This window comes from Hymenobacter siberiensis, assembly GCF_018967865.2.
Lineage (GTDB): Bacteria > Bacteroidota > Bacteroidia > Cytophagales > Hymenobacteraceae > Hymenobacter > Hymenobacter siberiensis.
The window spans coordinates 723,420-742,310 of the sequence record NZ_JAHLZY020000001.1; the positions used below are offsets into that span (position 1 = coordinate 723,420).

14 protein-coding genes and 1 pseudogene are annotated in these 18,891 nt (G+C 61.7%); 8 read left to right on the forward strand and 7 right to left on the reverse strand.

Features of this window, described 5'->3' with window-relative positions:
* Window positions 1–101 precede the first annotated feature (101 nt).
* From KQ659_RS03095 to KQ659_RS03120, 6 genes are all read right to left on the reverse strand, one after another.
* Window positions 102–1,085, reverse strand: a complete 984-nt coding sequence (locus tag KQ659_RS03095) for an FAD binding domain-containing protein (protein ID WP_216678841.1) — start codon at window positions 1,083–1,085, stop codon at window positions 102–104.
* A 112-nt stretch (window positions 1,086–1,197) separates the two neighbouring features.
* Window positions 1,198–1,839, reverse strand: a complete 642-nt coding sequence (locus KQ659_RS03100) for a (2Fe-2S)-binding protein (protein ID WP_216678840.1) — start codon at window positions 1,837–1,839, stop codon at window positions 1,198–1,200.
* A 164-nt stretch (window positions 1,840–2,003) separates the two neighbouring features.
* Window positions 2,004–3,056: a ComEA family DNA-binding protein gene (locus tag KQ659_RS03105; RefSeq protein WP_216690308.1), complete on the reverse strand. Its 1,053-nt coding sequence runs from the start codon at window positions 3,054–3,056 to the stop codon at window positions 2,004–2,006.
* Window positions 3,057–3,254: 198 nt separating this feature from the next.
* Window positions 3,255–4,739, reverse strand: coding sequence for an alpha/beta hydrolase family protein (locus KQ659_RS03110; RefSeq protein ID WP_216678838.1), 1,485 nt, complete (start codon window positions 4,737–4,739; stop codon window positions 3,255–3,257).
* Window positions 4,740–4,910: 171 nt separating this feature from the next.
* Window positions 4,911–6,308: an alpha/beta hydrolase family protein gene (locus KQ659_RS03115; RefSeq protein WP_216690307.1), complete on the reverse strand. Its 1,398-nt coding sequence runs from the start codon at window positions 6,306–6,308 to the stop codon at window positions 4,911–4,913.
* A 97-nt stretch (window positions 6,309–6,405) separates the two neighbouring features.
* A complete protein-coding gene (locus KQ659_RS03120) occupies window positions 6,406–7,233 on the reverse strand; it encodes a hypothetical protein (protein WP_216690306.1) in 828 nt (275 codons plus the stop codon).
* A 340-nt stretch (window positions 7,234–7,573) separates the two neighbouring features.
* Here KQ659_RS03120 and uvrA point away from each other — a divergent pair, with 340 nt between their 5' ends.
* The 5 genes from uvrA to KQ659_RS03145 all read left to right on the forward strand — a co-directional run bounded on the left by uvrA (window position 7,574) and on the right by KQ659_RS03145 (window position 13,221).
* Window positions 7,574–10,429 carry an excinuclease ABC subunit UvrA gene (gene uvrA, locus KQ659_RS03125; RefSeq protein ID WP_216690305.1) on the forward strand — a complete coding sequence of 952 codons (2,856 nt, stop codon included), beginning with the start codon at window positions 7,574–7,576 and terminating at the stop codon, window positions 10,427–10,429.
* Window positions 10,430–10,440: 11 nt separating this feature from the next.
* Entirely contained in the window at window positions 10,441–10,839 is a 399-nt protein-coding gene (locus KQ659_RS03130; protein ID WP_216690304.1) for a DUF2251 domain-containing protein, read from the forward strand.
* 175 nt (window positions 10,840–11,014) lie between these two features.
* On the forward strand, window positions 11,015–11,896 hold the full coding sequence (locus KQ659_RS03135; RefSeq protein WP_216690303.1) for a tryptophan-rich sensory protein: 882 nt from the start codon (window positions 11,015–11,017) through the stop codon (window positions 11,894–11,896).
* A gap of 103 nt (window positions 11,897–11,999) precedes the next feature.
* On the forward strand, window positions 12,000–12,764 hold the full coding sequence (tpiA, locus tag KQ659_RS03140) for a triose-phosphate isomerase (RefSeq protein ID WP_216678832.1): 765 nt from the start codon (window positions 12,000–12,002) through the stop codon (window positions 12,762–12,764).
* Between the two features lie 106 nt (window positions 12,765–12,870).
* On the forward strand, window positions 12,871–13,221 hold the full coding sequence (locus KQ659_RS03145; protein ID WP_216678831.1) for a hypothetical protein: 351 nt from the start codon (window positions 12,871–12,873) through the stop codon (window positions 13,219–13,221).
* Between the two features lie 98 nt (window positions 13,222–13,319).
* Here the strand turns inward: KQ659_RS03145 and KQ659_RS03150 are convergent, their stop codons facing one another.
* Window positions 13,320–14,432: an IS4 family transposase gene (locus tag KQ659_RS03150; RefSeq protein ID WP_216690302.1), complete on the reverse strand. Its 1,113-nt coding sequence runs from the start codon at window positions 14,430–14,432 to the stop codon at window positions 13,320–13,322.
* 116 nt (window positions 14,433–14,548) lie between these two features.
* Here KQ659_RS03150 and prmA point away from each other — a divergent pair, with 116 nt between their 5' ends.
* The 3 genes and pseudogenes from prmA (at window position 14,549) to KQ659_RS03165 (ending at window position 18,873) form a co-directional block, all read left to right on the forward strand.
* Entirely contained in the window at window positions 14,549–15,379 is an 831-nt protein-coding gene (prmA, locus tag KQ659_RS03155) for a 50S ribosomal protein L11 methyltransferase (protein ID WP_168671167.1), read from the forward strand.
* A 364-nt stretch (window positions 15,380–15,743) separates the two neighbouring features.
* A pseudogene (locus KQ659_RS03160) lies at window positions 15,744–16,153 on the forward strand (IS701 family transposase); the annotation flags it as partial.
* 203 nt (window positions 16,154–16,356) lie between these two features.
* A complete protein-coding gene (locus KQ659_RS03165; protein ID WP_216690301.1) occupies window positions 16,357–18,873 on the forward strand; it encodes an MG2 domain-containing protein in 2,517 nt (838 codons plus the stop codon).
* The last annotated feature ends 18 nt before the right edge of the window (window positions 18,874–18,891 follow it).

Consider the following 18,891-nt stretch of genomic DNA (forward strand, 5'->3'; position numbering starts at 1 on the left):
GGCGGGATTGATAATTAAGAATTAAAAATGATGAATTAAAAATGAGCGCAGCGATGAAAGTCCTTGAGCAGGATTTTTAATTCTCAATTTTTAATTAGATTTTATGCAGTAGTCAGTTCGGTGAGGGCGCGCACCAGCGTATTCTGGGCCAATTCTACTTTAAAGCGGTTTTGCTCGCGGGGCTGGGCATCGCGCACGGCGGCGGCGGCGGCGGCCCGGAACGTGGCTTCCGTGGCCGGTGCACCGGTCAGGATTTTCTCGGCGGCCACCGAGCGCCAGGGCTTGGTGCCCACGCCGCCCAGCGCCACCCGCGCCGAGCGAATGGTACCGTCCTGCACGTCAATGCCCACGGCAACCGAGGCCAGCGCATAGGCGTAGGAGGTGCGGTCACGCACCTTCAGGTAGGTGGATTTGCGGGCGTGCGCGGCGGCCGGAATGGTCACCGAAACAATCAGCTCGCCAGGTTCCAGCACGGTTTCTTTCTGAGGCGTGTTGCCAGGCAGCAGGTGGAAATCGACCAGCGGCACGCGGCGCTGCTTGCCCTTGGCGTTTTCGAGCAGCAGCACGGCATCCAGGGCCACGAGGGCCACGGCAAGGTCGCCGGGGAAGGTGGCGATGCACGATTTGCTGGTGCCCAGAATGGCCAGCCCCCGGTTCTCGCCGTCCTGGGCCGGGCAGCCGGAGCCGGGCACCCGCTTGTTGCACGGAAAGGCGGTGTCGCGGAAGTAGCCACAGCGCGTGCGCTGCAACAGATTGCCGCCGATGCTGGCCATGTTGCGCAGCTGCGGCGACGCTGCCAGCAGCAGCGACTGCGACACCACCGGGTAGTTCTGTACCACCAGCGGATGCTCGCCCACATCGCTCATACGCTCCAGCGCGCCAATGCGCAGGCCGTCGGCCGTTTGCTCAATACCCTTGAAGGCGAGCGTGTTGATGTCGACCAGCTGGCCGTAGTTTTCCACGTTCAGCTTCATCAAATCGAGCAGCGTGGTGCCGCCCGCGATAAAGGCTGCGTCCTTGCTGTCGCGCACGGCGGCGGTGGCTTCTTTCGCCTGCGTGGCCTGGAGGTAGGTGAAGTTGTTCATAGATTGTTTGCTGATAGGCGGTTATGCAGAGCGCAGCATCTTTACCGCAGTAGTAATTAATTAGTATTGAGGTAAAGATGCTTCGCTGCGCTCTGCATGACGTTCTTTTGATTTACCCTTTAAAGCCGCTTTGCTCTACCTGCCGGATGGCGGCCACGATATTGGGGTAGGCCCCGCAGCGGCAGAGGTTGCCGCTCATCCATTCGCGCACATCGGCATCGGTTTTGGCGTGGCCTTCTTTCAGGCAGGCCACGCCCGACATGAGCTGGCCCGGCGTGCAGTAGCCGCACTGAAAGCCGTCGTGCTCGATGAACGCGGCTTGCAGCGGGTGCAGCTCTTCGCCCTTGGCGAGGCCTTCCACGGTGGTGATTTCCTTGCCCTGGGCCATCACGGCCAGGGTGAGGCAGCTATTCACGCGGCGGCCGTCTACCAGCACGGTGCAGGCGCCGCACTGGCCGTGGTCGCAGCCTTTTTTAGAGCCGGTGAGGTCGAGGCGCTCGCGCAGGGCGTCGAGCAGCGTCACGCGCGGCTCGGCCTGAATGGTGCGCAGGGTGCCGTTCACCTTGAGGCGCATCTCGCTGACGCCTTCCACTTTACGGGACATGGCGGTGAGGCGCTCGGCTTGGCTGACGAGGGGCGGGGCCAGGGCCAGGCCCAGCAGGCCGGTGGCTTGCTTGATGAACGAGCGGCGGCCGTCCTGCGGGGCCGGGCCGTCGGGCAGCGCGGCCGAATCGGGCGTGAAGTTATCCGTCATGATAAGAGAATAGGCAGTGGCTAGCAGTAACAGCGCTGGCCCCGATAGGTTGAGCCGGCTCGGCCATAAAGGTCCGCCAAGTTCAACCATTTACTACGCTACTACCATTCCGAATGGTCGCTTATTCTTTCTGAGTTTTTGATGAATTTTAGGAAAGCCCGTCGCTATTGGCAGCGCACGTAGGGCCGCATCTTCTCCCAGTCGGCCGGTTTCAGGATGGGAATCTGCTTCAAATCCTCCACCGTTTTGAAGGGGCCGTGCTGCTGCCGGTAGGCCACGATGATGCGCGCCCGGGGCTTGCCGATGTAGGGCTGCAGGTACATTTCATCGAAGGAGGCCGTGTTCACGTTCACCGTTTTGGGGGCGTAGCCGGGCGCCACGAAGGTGTATTTCCGGAGGCTGTCGCGCAAATCCGGGGCGTCTTTCAGTACGAATATTTCGTCGAGCTGGTCCTCACGCAGGTAGCCGCCGAGCTGGTTGCGGTACTTTACCACCCACTTCGCCCGCCCCGCGCCAATGCCGCGAATCTGCATCAGCTGCGTGGTATCGGCGGTGTTGAGGTCGAAGGGCTGGAGGTTGCGCGGCTTGCGGGGGAATTTCCCGGGCGTACCATCAGTACTGGCGAAGGGCGGGGATTTGCCATCGGGGCCGGGCCGGTTGGCGGCGTAGTCGCGCCTGGCGCCTTCCTCGGGCAGCTGCATGAAGGGGGCCAGGCGCTGGTACACCGAGTCCTCCAGCCCGTACATTTTCTTTATTTGAGCCTTGGCTTTGAAGCCGCCCGCCGCCGCGCGGTATTTCTCCAGGCGGGCCGCCACGAAATGCGGCACGCCCCGCGCTTCCCAGCCCTCGGCTGTGAGAGCATTGGGGTCGAAAAGGCTGAGCCGGACCTGCGCAATTTGGGGGTAGCGGCTGCCGCTGCGGTCGAATTTCTTGTAGTTCCGCTTGGGGTAGCGGCTGGCGAAGCTCTGGTCGGTGGCGCGGTGCTCTTTGAGCTGAGTGGCCAGCTCATCGAGGGCTTTTTGGTCGGCAGCGGGCAGGTACTGCGGCAGCTCCGGGCGCAGGAGCATGGGCGCGATAATGAAGCCCAGCATCAGCAGCAAAATGCCCATCATGCCCCGCGCCTCGCCCCTAGAATAACCAAAATAGTGGCGAACCCAGCGAACGGGACGGGAATTGAGCCAGGACCAGCCTGAGCGCGGCGGGGGTAGAGCAGCCATTGGGTAGAAGCGCGTAGGGAAGTAGCAGCAAACCGCCGGAGCTGAAAGGGCCGTCCGGTTTGTGGGGCAAGTATAGGTGAAACGGCCCTAACAGCAACGCTAAAACGGGTTGGCCGTTCTGCAAATCTGCGCGCAGAAAGACCAACCCCTCCCTAAATTCACCGCTCACGGACTCGCAGCGTCCGCAATACAAGCGCGTTAGTTGCGGGCCCTGCTGACGCTGGGCGTGCGGCTGGCCTTGCGCTGGGTGGCGGGACGCTTCACGGTCACGGGCAACGGGTCGCCGGGAGGGCGGGTTTCCTGGGCTACCCAGGAATGGATGATTTTCAGCCCTTCGGGCGAGAAAACGGCTTGCTGCACGCCGTTTATCATCGGCCACTGTGCCGGGGCGGGTTGGAACAGGTGGTTGATGCCGTCGAGCTTGTACTCGGTGGCCGTGCGCTTGGCGTGGCGCAGGGCCTTGTAGAGCGGCGTCATGTTGCGCCGGGCCGAAACCTGCAAATCGGAAGTGCCATTGAGCAGCAGCACTGCGCATTGCACGCCGGGCAGTTTGGCCTGGGGGTCGAAATCGAAGAAATAGCGCGACCACGGCGAGGTGAGCTGCACGGCGCGGGCGCGGGCCATCGGCGCGTCGATGCCCATATTGGCCCCGAGCAGCAGCGAGGCCACTTTGGACCGGGCTACGGTGTTGTCGGGCGTCTGGCGGATGACGTCCACCGTGCGCTGGTACACGTCCTGGGCCGCTTTCACCTGCGAAGGGTCGGCTCCAATCAGGCGCATGATTTCGCCCTGCTGGCGGCGCAGTACCTCATTGCCCAGCTGGCCATAGCCGGCCAGCGACACCACAAATGCTGGCGTCCGGCCCGGCGTGGCGGCGGCCAGCAGGGCCACGTTGGCTCCTTCGCCGTGGCCCAGCAGGCCCACGCGGTGCGCGGCTACCAGCTTCTCGGCGCGCAGAAACGTCATGGCAGCCTGGGCATCGGTCACGAAATCGGCAGTGGTGGCGCTGGAATAGCTGCCGGTCGATTTGCCCACGCCCCGGTCATCGAAGCGGAGTACGGCAATGCCGTGGCGGGTGAGGTAGTCAGCCAGCTGGCCAAACATGCGGTAGCCGTTCACGTCCACGTCGCGGGTTTGCGGGCCGGAATCGGATAGCAGTACCACGCCCGCAAACGGCCCTTCGCCGGCCGGAATGGTGAGCGTGCCGCCCAGCCGGTTTTTGGTAACGGGGTTGGTGAACGTGACGTCGGACTCGCGGTAAGGCGGCGTCGCCTTGAACTTGGTGATGGCCTGCGTGGAGGCCACCGCCCGCGTGAGCACCATGGGCGCCGTCAGGCCCGGCTGCTTCCAGGTGCCGCTGAGGGTGGTGCCTTCATCCAGCACCTTGCCCACGAAGCTGCTGCCGGCCTGCTCGATGGTCAGCGTCAGGTTGTCGCCTTTCAACTCTACTTCCACCGGCATGCGGCTGATGCGCTGCTGGGGCGCATCGAGGGCGGCGTAGTAAGCACCGTTGGTAAGCGGTACGATGGTGATGATGATGGAAATCTCCCCGCCGAGCAGCTTCAACGGGCCTTTCCACTGGCCGTTGAGCGGCGCGGGCGTGGGCGGCGCGGCCATTGCCCGCGCCGGGGGCTGAATAATTAATCCCAGAAAAATCAGAAAGGAGAGTAGTAATCTTATCATGGAATCAGGATATAAAAAGGGTAGATAAAGTGGTTTCAAGACAAATCAAGGCTGAAAAGTACAACAAATGTTTTTTATCACAATTGCTGTTTTTTTGTTTAATGGCTCGGCAGCTAATGCCAACGGCCGCTCTTGCGGAGCGGCCGTTGGCATTAGCAATAGATAAGGAGGCTATTTCCTGGTGTGCTGCGCAATCCAGTCGCCAATCAGGGCCAGCGCGGCCGGGGCCAGTGTTTCCTCAATGGTGCTGTACTCGGCCGGACTGCCGGTGGCGGCCGTCTGAAACAGGTGGTTGAGGCCCGGCAATTCTTTGGTGGTTACGTCGCGGTTGCCAGCGGCTTTCAGGCCGGCGGCGGTGGCGGCCAGGTTCAGGGCGGCGGGCACTTGCCGGTCGTTGCTGCCGCCTAGGGCCAGCACCGGGCAATGCACTTTGGCTAGGGTCTGGGCGGGGCGGTCGGCCAGGAGGTGGCGGTAGAAGGGCGATACCATCACGGCGTATTGCGCCTCCATGGCTGCCGCCGTGTTGGGGGCGTTGGTGGGGTTGTACAGCGCCACGAGCTGGGTACGGGCCTGGGCATCGTCGGGGGTTTTCTGGATTATCCGGGTCATGCTGCGCTGCTGCTTTTCGAGGGCCGCCAGCTGGGCCGGGTCCGAGATATTCAGGCCGACCAAGGCCAGCGACTGCTGCACAATCAGCTCATCGCCAGCCACGCCCGGCGCGGCCAGCAGCACCAGGAAATCGGGCCCGGCGGGCTGCCCGGCCGCCCCAATGGCCGCCGTGCCGCCCTCGCTGTGCCCCAGCAGCCCCACCTGGCTTTTGCGGATGCCCGGCTGGGCCCGCAGCCAGGCCAGGGCGGCCTGAGCATCGGTGGTGTAGTCGGCGCTGGTCATCCCCTTTTGGGTGCCGCCGCTCTGGCCCACGCCCCGGTCGTCGAAGCGCAGCACGGCGATGCCGTGGCGGGTGAGGTAGTCGGCCAGCACCGCGAAGGGCTGGTGGCTGAAGATGGTTTCGTTGCGGTCTTCCGGCCCCGAGCCGGTGAGCAGCACCACGGCCGGAAACGGGCCCATGGCGGCGGGCACGGTGTAGGTGCCGGCCAGGGTGATGCTGGCCTTTTCATTCTTAAACGTGACATCGGCCGACTGGTAGGGGAAGGGCGGCTGCGGCGTTTGGGGCCGGTTGGGGCCGGCGGCTTTGGCCCCGCCCGCCCGGCTGAAGGTGAGCGGGAAGGAGCGCAGGCCCTGCTGCCACTCGCCGGTTAGCTGCTGCCCATCGGCCGAGCGGCGGCCGGCAAACTGCGCGGCCACGGGCTGGCGCAGGCGCAGGTATACGCTGTCGGCGGGTGCGGTGAACTGCATGACCAGGCCGTTGGCGTGCCGGGCCGGAATATCCAGCGTGGCCGTACGCGGCCCACCGGCCGGGTCGGTGAGGTGCGCGGTAAGTTCCAGCGTGCCCATCAGCGTGCCGGACCAGTCGCCGGTGAGGCTGGGTAGAGCCGTTTGGGCGTGGGCGCTAGAAAAACTCAGCAGCGCGGCGGCGGTGGTTAAGAAGGAGCGGTTCAGCAGGTTCATTGGCGTGGAGGTGAATGACGCTGCAAGTGTACGAAGATAATTAGACAAACTTCTAAATGATGAAAATAAAAAATTTGTGTGTGCTACCTTATTGTGGTTAGAAACTCACGGCGAGCGTAGTCGTCTTTTGGTTGGAAGGCAGCTGTTGCAAGGCATAAAGCGCATTGGCAATGCAAGCGGCTGCACTGTAATGAGTGCCAATAAAAATGGCTTTGCCTTTATAAGAGCTTATTGAACTAGAGCCTTTTTCAGGCTTACTACTCGAAAACATAAAGCGGGATTTGCCAGCCTTATCAGGAAATGGGATTGATATATTCGAGTTGGTTTTCAGCACCATTTGACATACTTCCAGCAGAATGTCTTTCCAAGTTGAAATTGTTTTGATGGAGCCATTCGGTAGCCGTAGCTGCTTCGGTTTCTGGCCGGTGGGCAAAGCGGCTAGGTTCAGTTGGCTCACCTCTATAAATTCAATAGCTTCTGCCTTCGATTTTTTCGGCTGCGACTTGGTAGTAGGTTGTGGTTTTGGCGACTGAATAGTGCTGTGGTTAGTTGCTTTAATAACAGTTGCCGCAGCAATTGCCGCTGATGAGTGGCTGCCGTGTCCGCTATGTGCCGCATCGAGCCATTGGATAAGCTGCAAAGCGCACGTTATTTCATTGTCATGCAATAGGTTAAATTGAGCATTGGCAACTGAGTTACCGGGCTTAAAATCGCTGTAGAAATGCCAGTTAATGCCATCAGTAACCACAACTTTCAGTACCCCAAACCCAAAGGCATAGCTGAGTAACTGCTGCACGGTACTGTACTTCTCCAAATTCGAACCCAAACATTTAGCTTCAATCAGAAGGTCAATACTGTTCTCGGCGTTATGCAAGGCGTAATCGGCTCGCCAAGCGGTATTTATAGTTTTTTCGGGCTCAACCATTCCCACATTATGCAGTATCCCAGCCCAGCGACCGTAAAATCGGGTCAATGAGTGCGGCACGGGTAGCCGCTTCGCTTTTGCGGAGTAAGTCCGCGTGAGTCTGGGCACTGAGCCGCACTACTTGTAAAACTTGGTAGAGAGTGGCTAATGGGCTGGAAAAAGGCATAAGTATCTGATGGGACGAAATGTGGCGTAATGTTAAGGAAAGCGCGTCACTGTTGTGCATTTGTCAGCACGCACAAGCTAAAGCTTATGCCACTCCCCTCCGCCCGTACCTTCGCACCCGCAGCAAATGCCCATGGCCGAAACCTTCCGGCCCCCCTCCGCTGTTAGTTTGTTTATGCCCAAAAAAGACGCTTTGCAGGTATCGGCCCCCGCCGACAACGCCATTGATAATCTCGACCCGCGCGAATTTATCCTCATCAAAAACGCCCGGGTTCACAACCTCAAAAATCTCAGCGTAGCCCTACCGCGTAACCAGTTTATCGTCGTCACAGGCCTCTCGGGCTCGGGCAAATCCAGCCTCGCCTTTGATACGCTATATGCTGAAGGACAGCGCATGTACGTGGAAAGTCTGAGCAGCTACGCCCGCCAGTTTCTGGGCCGCATGGACAAGCCCGACGTGGACTACATCCGGGGCATCTCGCCGGCTATTGCCATCGAGCAGAAGGTCAGCATCAAGAACAACCGCTCGACGGTGGGCACCAGCACCGAGATTTACGACTACCTCAAGCTGCTGTTTGCGCGGGTGGGCCGCACGTACTCGCCCGTCAGCGGCGAGCAGGTGCGCAAGGATAACGTGGCCGATGTGGTGGACTTTCTGGCCGCGCAGCCCGACGGCACCCGGGTCATGATTCTGGCCCCGCTGCACCGCCCCGACAAGACCCGGGCCATGAGCAAGGAGCTGGATTTGCTGCTGCAAAAAGGCTACAGCCGCGTGGTGGTGGACGGCGTGACTTCGCAAATCGAGGACCTGATAGGGGAAGACCAGCCCGAGGTGAAGGGCGATGTGTCCATCATGGTGGACCGCGCCGTGCTGCGCCCCGACGATGAGGACCTGCTGTTTCGCCTCTCCGATTCGGTGCAAACCGCGTTTTTCGAGGGTCACGGCACTTGCGTGGTGCAGCTGGCTGCTCCCGACCAAGAACCCGAAACCCGCATCTTCTCCGATAAATTCGAGCTCGACGGCGTCACCTTCGAGGAGCCCAGCGTCAACTTTTTCTCCTTCAACAACCCCTATGGCGCGTGCCAGACCTGCGAGGGCTTCGGCTCGGTGCTGGGCATTGACGAGGACTTGGTGATTCCGGACAAGAGCCTGACGGTGTACGAAGGCGCGATTGCGCCCTGGCGCACCGAGAAGCAGGGCGAGTGGCTGAAGCCGCTGCTGAAAAACGGCATCCGCTTCGATTTTCCCATTCACCGGCCTTATAATGACCTTAGCCAGGCCGAGCAGCGCCTGCTCTGGACCGGCAACAAGCACTTTGACGGCCTGGACAAGTACTTCAAATGGGTGAGCGAGCAGACCCACAAAATCCAGTACCGCGTGCTGCAAAGCCGCTACCGGGGCCGCACCACCTGCCCCGATTGCCGGGGCACCCGCCTGCGCAAGGATGCGCAATACGTGCGCATCGACGGCCGCAGCATTGCCGATATCGTGCTGCTGCCCATCTCTGACGCGCTGACTTTCTTCCAGAACATGAGCCTGAGCGAGCACGATGCCAAAGTGGCCGAACGCCTCGTAACGGAAATCACCAACCGCCTCGGCTACCTCAACCGCGTGGGCCTGGGGTACCTGACCTTGAACCGCTTGAGCAACACGCTGAGCGGCGGCGAGAGCCAGCGCATTTCGCTGGCTACGTCGCTGGGCTCGGCACTTGTGGGCTCCATGTACGTGCTCGATGAGCCTTCAATCGGCCTGCACCCCAAGGATGCGGAGCAGCTCATCGGCGTGCTGCGCTCCTTGCAGCAGCTCGGCAATACCGTGGTGGTGGTGGAGCACGAGGAGAAGATGATGGAAGCCGCCGACCAGATTATCGACATCGGCCCCGAGGCCGGCAGCGGCGGTGGCAACCTGATGTTTCAGGGCACCATGGCCGAGCTGCTCCAGGACACCGAAACCTATACTGGCCTTTACCTGAGCGGCAAAATGGAAGTAGCGGTGCCCAAAGTGCGCCGCCCCTGGCGCAACGCCCTGGAGCTGACCGGTGCCCGCGAAAACAACCTCAAAAACGTGAGCGTGAAGCTGCCGCTGGGCGTGATGACCGTGGTAACCGGCGTATCCGGCTCGGGCAAATCCACGCTCATCAAGCGCATTCTGGCCCCGGCCCTGATGAAGATGCTGGGCGGCGGCGCGGGCGAAAGCACCGGCAAATTCGACCGCCTCACGGGCGTGAGCGGGCAGGTGTCGCACGTCGAGTTCGTGGACCAGAACCCCATTGGTAAGTCGTCGCGCTCGAACCCGGTGACGTATGTGAAGGCGTATGACGCCATCCGGACGCTGTTTTCGGAGCAGCCGTTGGCCAAGGCCCGGGGGCTGAAGCCGTCGCACTTCAGCTTTAATGTGGACGGCGGGCGCTGCGAAGTGTGCCAGGGCGAAGGCCAGGTGAAAATCGAGATGCAGTTCATGGCCGACATCTACCTGACCTGCGAGGGCTGCGGTGGCCAGAAGTTCAAGCAGGATATTCTGGAAATCAAATTCCAGGACAAAAACATTTATGAGGTGCTGGAAATGACGGTGACCGATGCCGTGCAGTTCTTCCAGAGCCAGCCCAAAGTGGCCGACCGCCTCCGGCCGCTCGAAGACGTGGGCCTGGGCTACATCCGCCTCGGGCAGTCGGCCAACACGCTGAGCGGCGGCGAGGCCCAGCGCGTGAAGCTGGCCTCGTTCCTCACCAAAGGCGCGACGCTGCAGCAGGATAAAATCCTGTTCATCTTCGACGAACCCAGTACCGGCCTGCATTTCCACGACATCGCCAAGCTGCTGGGTGCGCTGAATGCGCTCATCGAGCAGGGTAATTCCGTGCTCATCATCGAGCATAACGTCGACATCATCAAGTGCGCCGACTGGATTATCGACCTCGGCCCCGAGGGTGGCCTGAACGGCGGTCACTTGCTCTTCGAAGGCACGCCGGAGGACATGGTGAAGCTGAAAGACACCAACCACACGGCCCGCTTCCTGGCCGAGAAGGTTTCCTAAGCTCAGCCATTATGCAGCTCGGTGTCGAAGCAAAAATTACGATTGGGACGCCCAATGCCTTTATCGAGAGCACGTCGGCGGCCGGCACGATAGGCGTGGTGTTTGAGGATGATGGCACGACGGGGTACCTGTATGCCGTTCGCCCGGGCACCACCATGGAGCTGCTTGATGCCCTGCATATTTATGATGTGGCCAACGTGGCCGACCGGCAGGTGCCCGTGCGGCTACAGGTATTCTGGGACGTGGCCGGCACGGCGGCGGCCCTGCTCATCAACGGGTATTGCCATGCGCTGTTCGACTTTCAGCGCATGGCGGGTTTTTGCCGCACCGCATTTCCGGCCGTCCGCAACGGGCAAGTACTGAAACGGGAATTGACCGATGAATTGATTGAACAATACTTTGCGGCCTGATACCAGTAGAGTAGGTCGTGTCTGTTAAGCAAGCCGAATACCGGCCAATGCGTTGTCCTGTAGGGTAGTGGCTGCGGTAGCCGGAAAGTGATTCGGGATGGTCTGAAAAACGTAGAACCATCCATAAAGATTAATACGTAAGTTCACTTCCCCCCTCACATCCATCCTCGTGACTATGCCCACCGCTACAACGCCTCCGGACCACTACGCTGCCGCTAACCGGTCGGGCACGGGTCGGCTTTGGCGGTGGCTGACGGCGCTGGCCATCATCGGCAATATTGCCCTCAACTATTATTCAAATACCCGTCCCTTCGCCGGGCAAACGATGGGTGCGGTTTCGGCCAAGTACCCCACGCTGTTCACGCCGGCGGGCTACGCGTTCAGCATCTGGGGGCTGATTTTTCTGGCCCTGACCATTTATGCGGTGTGGCAGCTGCTGCCGGCGCAACGGCGAATATCGCTGCCTGATGCCCTGGCCAAGCCGCTCACGCTGGCCAGTGTTGCCACCGGGGCCTGGGTGGTCCTGTTTGCCTATGAGTTGATTTTGCCCAGTGTGGGCGTGATGCTGCTCATTCTCGGCTGCCTGATAGTGGCTTACGGGCGGGCCCGGCGGCGCATTTTCGCCGACGCGGCTCCGGCGCTGGCGGGTGTGCCGTTCTCGCTGTACTTGGGCTGGATTTCGGTGGCGTCGGTCATCAACATCACCATCGGGCTGCAGCAGCTGGGCTGGCAAACGGCCGAAGGTGCATCGGTAACCCTCACGCTGGGGCTGATTTTTGTGGTGGTGGCGCTGGGGCTGATTATGAGCCGCGTGTTTCGCGATATGGTGTTCCCACTGGTGGTGGCCTGGGCCTTGGTGGCCGTGTGGGTAGTGCGGCTGCGCGAAGTGCCCGAGCTGGGCTGGGCCGCGCTGATTGGCGCGGCCGTGGTGGCCATTGCGGGCGTTGTGCTCTCGCGGCTGGGCGGCCGCAAAACGCCCTGGCAGCTGCGCGACGAAGCCGCCGCCGCCGCCGAAGCCGAGATTGCCGCCCGCAACACCATGCGCGCCTCCGAGTAGCGGCGTGGCCCGGCGTGGCGCGGCGCGGGTGCGGGTGCGCCGCCGCCGGTTTGGCCCGTAGCTTTGCAGGTAGTCCCAACCTTCTTACCTGACCCGCTCGATTATGCGCCAAAAACTTGTTGCCGGCAACTGGAAAATGAACCTGACCTACCCCGAGGCCCTGGCCCTGGTAGGTGAAATCACCAGTCTGGCCGGCGAAGCGGGCGCGGCTTCCGCGCCCACCGTCGTGATTTGCCCGCCTTTCCCGTTCCTGCACGCCGTGGGCCAGCAGCTGCCGCAAGCCTCCAATTTTCACCTCGGGGCCCAGAACTGCCACCAGAAAGAAAGCGGCGCCTTCACCGGCGAAGTTTCGGCCAAAATGCTGGCCTCAGTGGGCTGCGAATACGTGATTCTGGGCCACTCGGAGCGCCGCCAGTACTTCCGCGAAGATGACGAGCTGCTGAGCCAGAAGCTGAAAGCCGCCCTGGCCGCCGGCCTCAAGCCCATTTTCTGCGTGGGCGAGTCGCTGGATACCCGCGAGGCCGACGAAACGTTTAAATACATTGGCAAGCAGCTCACTGATGGCCTGTTCCACCTCAGCAATGAGGAATTTGCCCAGGTCGTGATTGCCTACGAGCCCATCTGGGCCATCGGCACGGGCCGCACCGCCACCAGCGCCCAGGCGCAGGAAGTGCACGCCTTCATCCGCGAGCAGATTGCCCGCGCCTACGACGCCGAAGCCGCCCTCGATACCACCATTCTCTACGGCGGCTCGGCTAATGCGCAGAATGCCAAGGAGCTGTTCTCGCAGCCCGACGTGGACGGCGGCCTCATCGGCGGCGCGGCCCTGAAAGCGGCGGACTTCACCACGATTATCCAGTCGTTTTAAGAAGGGTTGAATTTTTAGGGTTGAGTGTTGAGTTGAACGCGCAACGCGGCATTGCATTTGACATCCTACACTCAACCCTCAACATTCAAAACTCAACCCTTCCTCAATGCTCTCCTTCATTCTCACGCTCCTGCTGGCCCTGCTACCCGCCAAAAGCCCGGCGGCCGGCCCGCTGGAGCCGTGCAAAATCTTCGGCTCAGTCTATCTCGAAACCGACCCGGGCCGGCGCAGCTACTGCTACGGCACGGTGTACGTAGAGCCCGAAGAAGCCTTTGCCGATGTGCTGATTTTCAAGGAGAACAACAAGCTGTTTGCCGATAAGCCCGGCCTGTGGGCCGAAGCCCCCGCCCGCGACTTTGCCGACTACGTGCTGCTGGTGGTAACCGACCGCAGCCGCGCTGATTTCAGCATTCACTACACCACGGTGCGCTCCTTCGCCGGCTGCAAGACCAATTAAGGGGAGTTAAGAGTTAGGAGTTAAAAGTTATAAGTTGAACTGTTAAACGGCTTCAACTTCAATCTTTCGGTTCTCAAACTCTTAACTCCTAACGTACTCTACCCTACTATTTTTAGTAATTGATTTTTAGCAAGTTGCCTCGTAATCCAGTTCAGTAGCGTTTCAACCAAGCGGGCCAATGGGTCCTCGGGCAGGGTCAGCGGGCGGGCGAGTTGGCGGAGCAGATTGAGGCCGTGGCGGCTCAGGCTGGCGGCCCGGTAGCCGTGGTTTTTGCGGGCAATGGGCTGGCGGCCGCCGTGGGCGGCCGCGCCCACGCCCAGACAAAACGCGTAGGCCAGGCTGACCAGGGCCACGAGCTTGCGCAGCTTTTGGAAACAGCGCAAGTGGGTGGCTTCCAAGTTAAAGCCCCGCCCTTTCAGATTTTGAAAGCATTGCTCAATCGTCCAGCGCTTGGCGTAGAGTTGCGCGAGGTGGTTCAGGCCGGCCGTGGCAAACAGGAAGACAAACGCGTCCGCCGCCACGGCCTTGACCCAGACCTGCCCCCAAACCCCGTCGACCTGCACGTGGGCGAAGCGGCGCACCTGCCCCGGCACCAGGCCCAGGTCGGCCACGGCCTGCCGCCGGCCGTCGGCGTGGGTCAGGCAATGGTGCTTGGGCAGGCGCATGATAAAATTAAGCCCGTTGTCTTTGAGCCACTTGAACCACGCATGGCCGACAAATTCCCGGTCGCCCACGACCAGGCCGATGCAGTCTTTGCCCAGCAAGGCCACGCAGATTTCGAGCACGGCGATGCGGTCGGCGGCGTTGGAGTTGCCGCTGCGGTTGTCGAGTAGGTGCCAATAAAGGGGCACGTGGACTTCGCCCGTGCCGACGGTGACGAGTAGGATGTTCACCTGGCACTGGCCGAAGTCCCACTCCGTGCGGTCGAGGCATAAGCGCAGCTTGCCCTGCGCAGGCAACAAACTCAGTAAAAGCTTGGCCAACAGTACGTAATTGAGGTCGACTTCGCGGAAAAAGTCCTGAATGCGCGTTTCGTTCGAGGCGGGCTTGGCCGCGTCATTGAGGTGCTGGGCCACCTCGCCGAATTGCACGTTGCGGCTCTTTATCAGGCCAAGAATGAACTGGCCCACAAACTTTTGGCGGGACAAGTGGCCCACAAACGGGGCCTGCTGCAAAAGCGTCGTAATTTTAGCGGCGAAGTGTTGCTTCACGGGGCAGAACGGATTTTTGGTGGTGTCGGAACCCCAAAGGTCGGGCTGCCCCGTTTTTGTACCTGAAAAATAGTAGGGTAGAGTACTCCTAACGCTTAACTTATAACTTCAACCAAGTGGATTTTATTGAACTGACCGTCGAAGCCCCGCGCGAGCTGGCCGACATTCTGGTGGCCGAGCTGGCCGAAGTGGGTTTCGACACCTTTGAGGATACCGATGCAGGCTTCCAGGCCTACACCACCGAAGATGTTTTCAACCCCGACGCGGTGGCCGAAATCATGAGCCGCTACGAGGGCCAGGGCGAGCTGAGCCATTCGCACCGCGTGATTACCCGCCAGAACTGGAATGCCGAGTGGGAGAAGAACTTCCAACCTCTCATCATTGCCGAGCGGGTATCGGTGCGTGCGCCGTTTCACCCCGAGCCGGCCGGTGTCGACTACGACATTGTGATAATGCCGCGCATGTCGTTCGGCACGGGCCACCACGAAACCACGGCCCTGATGATTGAAAATCAGCTTGATGTGAGCCATAAAGGGTTGCGCGTGCTGGACATGGGCACCGGCACCGGCATTCTGGCCATTATGGCTGAGATGCTGGGGGCCCGCCAGGTGCTGGCCGTTGACACCGAGCCCTGGACCGTGGAAAATGCCCGCGACAACGCCGCCGAAAATCAGTGCCACGGCATCGAGTGTCGCCTGGGCGGCGTGGAAACCCTCGCCAACGAGGAGCCCTTCGACCTCATTCTGGCCAACATCAACCGCAACGTGCTGTTGGAGGATATGCACGAGTACGCCCGCCTGCTGCCCAGCGGCCGGCCCATCCTGTTCAGCGGCTTCTACGAGGAAGACCTGCCCAAAATTCAGGCCGAGGCCAGCAAGCATGGCCTGCGCTACCAGCGCCACCGCACGCTGCGTAGCTGGGTATCGGCGGTGTTTGAGAAGGAATAAGTACCAGCAGCACCAATAGTAAAGAACGTCCTGCTTCGGTTGCGAAGCAGGACGTTTTGCGTTGCGGTCGGCTGCATGGGGCGTTGGTTGTGCCGGGTGGCATCCTTCCCGGCAACGATTGCGCGAATAAAAAGGGTCCTGAAGGCATATTACGAGCCATTGGGGCCGTAATATTAGCATACAGAATTACCGGCCTGCCGCGGCTGTTTTGGTGCGGCGGGCCTGGGTGATTCTTTTATCAGCACCCCAGATTTCCCGCAATGAATTTATTCTCCACTCCGTTTTCTTCGCTTCGTGTTGCAGCCGGCCGGCCAGCGGCGCGGGTTGGCCTGGGCCTCGTGGCATTGGTGGCCGGCCTGGCCGCTTAGCGCCGCCGCCCGGCGGTTGGAGTCAGGGCGTGGAAGTGCGCCTGAAAGAAGTGCCCTTTGGCGTAAAACTCTTCAAGCTAGTGGCCACGAACGGCGACATTGAATGGTTTATTACCAACCACTTGGCTGCTCATCTGACCCGCGAAATGGTGATTGAAGCCGTGCAGGTGTGTTGGCAGGTAGAGGAGTTTCACCGCAGCTTCAAACAGTTGACGGGGTCGGAGAAGTGCCCGTGCCGGAAGGAGATGGCGCAACGCAACCACTTGGCCTGTTGTTGCTTGGCCTGGGTATCGCTGCGTCAACACGCCCGCCGCATGGGGCAAACTATTTATCAGGTGACCAACAGCAATGGGCACCCTACCTGCGGCAGTTGCTCCAAAAACCACTCATTCAAGCACTTGTATAGTCGAGTGCGTAAGTCCTAACAAGAGTACCGATTTTTTGCCCAAGCCGCCCCAAAAACCCCGGCAGTAGCGCGCTGGCGAGTAGCTTGCTGTCGCTAAGGAAGGTGCCCGGGTGGGCCGGTGCTTCATGTCGTCGCCATCTTTGTGCGGTAATCTAGGAGCCGGCCCGTGTGTGCGGGCCGTCTGTTTTCGACTGAATGCAACCATGAAAGTAGTGCGCGTGCAAAAAGGAATGCTGGCCGCCGGGCTGGCCGTTGCCATTGGCCTCACCGCGTTTCGGCTGCGCCCGCCCGAGGATGGGCTGCTGCCGCGCATTGCCCGGCAGCTGGCCGAGTACTACGCCGCCGCCCGGCAGGAAAAAGTGTACCTGCACCTTGACCGGCCGGTGTACGGCACCGGCGAAACCATCTGGTTCAGTGCCTACGTGGTTGATGCTTCGGCGCACCGGCTCGACTCGCTCAGCCAGGTGCTGCACGTCGATTTGGTTTCGCCCGAGCACCGGGTGGTGGCCCGCCGCACCCTGCGCCTGCAGGGCGGCCGTGCCAGCGGCGACCTCGCCATTACCGATACCCTGGCCGCTGGCACCTACGTGCTGCGGGCCTACACCAACTGGATGCGCAACGCCGGCGACGAGTTCGTGTACAGCCGCCGGCTGAGCGTATGGCCGGCCTCGCCCATTGGCCCGCAGGAGCCCCGCCCGGTGGCCGTGCCCACCACGGCCTTTGCCCGCGCCCGCGCCGCCGCCGCCGCCCGCCCCGATGTGCAGTTTCTGCCCGAAGGCGGCTACCTCGTGGAGGGGCTGCCCGCCGTGGTGGCCTGCAAAGCCACCGACCCCAACGGCCGGGGCCTCGACGTGCGCGGCCAGATTCTGAATGATAAAAATGGGGTGGTAGTGCCCTCCTTCAGCAGCCGGCACGCGGGCATGGGGCGCTTTGCCTTTTTGCCCGGCAGCGGCCAGCGCTACCACGCCCACTTCACCATGCCCGATGGCAGCACCGCCGACTACCCGCTGCCCGCCGTGCAGCCCAGCGGCTACACCCTGCACGTAGTGGATGGTGGCGAAAACTTTATCGTAGAGGCCCGCTACCGGGGCGTGCCCGGCGCGCCCGCTCCTGGCCCCGTGCAGCTCATGACCCAGGTGCGCGGCGTGGCGGTATACCCCGGCCCCCGCACCTTCACTGGCGATGCCCCCGCCGCGTGGCGCATGCCCAAAAAGAACTACCCCAGCGGCATCGTGCATTTCACGCTGTTCGATGCGGAGGGCACGCCGCGGTGCGAGCGGCTGGCTTTTGTGCAGAATGGGCCGGCCGGGCTGCGCATCAGCATCACCCCAGACCAGCCCAGCTATGGGCCGCACGCGCCGGTGCAGTTGGCCGTGCGCGTGACCGACGCCGCCGGCCAGCCGGTGGCCACTAATTTCTCGCTCGGTGTGAGCGATGCCGGCCTCAGTGCCCTCGACCCCACCGCCGAAACCATTGCCTCGAACCTGCTGCTGACCTCTGACCTGGTGGGCTACGTGGAAAACCCGGGCTACTACTTCCGCAGCACCTCGGCCGGCCCCAATCTGGCCCTCGACGACCTGCTGCTCACCCAGGGCTGGCGGCGCTTTGTGTGGAAGCAGGTGCTGGCCGGCCAGGCCCCGCTTCAGCCCTTCAGCGCCGAGCACGACCTGAGCCTGGTGGGTCAGGTCGTGAGCGAGCACGGCAGCCGCCCCATTGCCAACAGCCAGCTCACCTTCCTGCAAACGCGCCCTTCCAAAAACGTGACCACCGGCACCACCAACGCCAATGGCCGCTTTAGCTTCGTGGGCATTCCGGTGGTCGATACGGCCGTTATCACGCTGCAGGCGCGGCGGTCGCAGGGCGGTAGCAACGTGCTCATTCTGCCCGATGAAGGCCCCGCGATACCTACCCAGGCGCTGCCGCCGCTGCCCTCGCTGGCGGCCGCCCCGGCGGGGGTGGCCGCCTTCGTGCGCCGCAGCCGCCAGGCCCAGGCCGCCGACCTCGATATGCACCCCGAGAGAGCCATTCGCAACATCACTCTGAGCAACGTGGCCGTGACGGCCAAGCGCGTGAAAATCCCCTCCGACGACCCGCGCCGCCTCTATGGCGCCACCGGCGGCACGGTGGTCGACTTCACCGAAATGTCGGCTTCGCAGTCGGGTATGAACGTGTTGCAGCTGCTCCAGGGCCGCGTGGCGGGCCTCGTAATTACGGGCCAGGCCCCCAACCTGTCGGTTCAAATCCGAAACTCGGGCACGCCGCTGTTTATTCTGGATGGGCAGCGGGTCGACCTCGATTTCATTGCCAACATGTCGTCCAATGATGTCGAGTCGGTTGAGATATTCAAGGGTGCCGAGGCGGCTATTTTTGGCGGCACCGGCGGGGCCATCGCCATCTACACCAAGCGCGCCGACCCCAACTACAAGGGCGCCGATAAAGGCCCTTCGCCGGGCATTGCCATTGTGAAGATGGCTGGCTTCGCCGAGGTGCGCGAGTTTTACCAGCCCCGCTACAACGCCCTGCTCACCAACCCGCCCGCCGACCCGCGCACCAGCACCCTCTATTGGAACCCCATCGTGCGGACCAACGCCAAGGGCGAGGCCGAGCTGCACTTCTTCACCGCTGACGGCAGCGGCACCTTCCAGGCCGTGGCCGAGGGCCTGAGCCTGGACGGCATGCCCGCCCTGGGCAGCAGCACGCTCACCGTGAAGGGGAAGTAAGGCGGTAGCCGGTGCTGT

Excerpts from the sequence above, each read along its gene's own strand:
- KQ659_RS03095 (WP_216678841.1), bottom strand. The coding sequence starts at position 1,085 with ATGAACAACTTCACCTACCTCCAGGCCACGCAGGCGAAAGAAGCCACC.
- KQ659_RS03100 (WP_216678840.1), bottom strand. The coding sequence starts at position 1,839 with ATGACGGATAACTTCACGCCCGATTCGGCCGCGCTGCCCGACGGCCCG.
- KQ659_RS03105 (WP_216690308.1), bottom strand. The coding sequence starts at position 3,056 with ATGGCTGCTCTACCCCCGCCGCGCTCAGGCTGGTCCTGGCTCAATTCC.
- KQ659_RS03110 (WP_216678838.1), bottom strand. The coding sequence starts at position 4,739 with ATGATAAGATTACTACTCTCCTTTCTGATTTTTCTGGGATTAATTATT.
- KQ659_RS03115 (WP_216690307.1), bottom strand. The coding sequence starts at position 6,308 with ATGAACCTGCTGAACCGCTCCTTCTTAACCACCGCCGCCGCGCTGCTG.
- KQ659_RS03120 (WP_216690306.1), bottom strand. The coding sequence starts at position 7,233 with ATGGTTGAGCCCGAAAAAACTATAAATACCGCTTGGCGAGCCGATTAC.
- uvrA (WP_216690305.1), top strand. The coding sequence starts at position 7,574 with ATGCCCAAAAAAGACGCTTTGCAGGTATCGGCCCCCGCCGACAACGCC.
- KQ659_RS03130 (WP_216690304.1), top strand. The coding sequence starts at position 10,441 with ATGCAGCTCGGTGTCGAAGCAAAAATTACGATTGGGACGCCCAATGCC.
- KQ659_RS03135 (WP_216690303.1), top strand. The coding sequence starts at position 11,015 with ATGCCCACCGCTACAACGCCTCCGGACCACTACGCTGCCGCTAACCGG.
- tpiA (WP_216678832.1), top strand. The coding sequence starts at position 12,000 with ATGCGCCAAAAACTTGTTGCCGGCAACTGGAAAATGAACCTGACCTAC.
- KQ659_RS03145 (WP_216678831.1), top strand. The coding sequence starts at position 12,871 with ATGCTCTCCTTCATTCTCACGCTCCTGCTGGCCCTGCTACCCGCCAAA.
- KQ659_RS03165 (WP_216690301.1), top strand. The coding sequence starts at position 16,357 with ATGAAAGTAGTGCGCGTGCAAAAAGGAATGCTGGCCGCCGGGCTGGCC.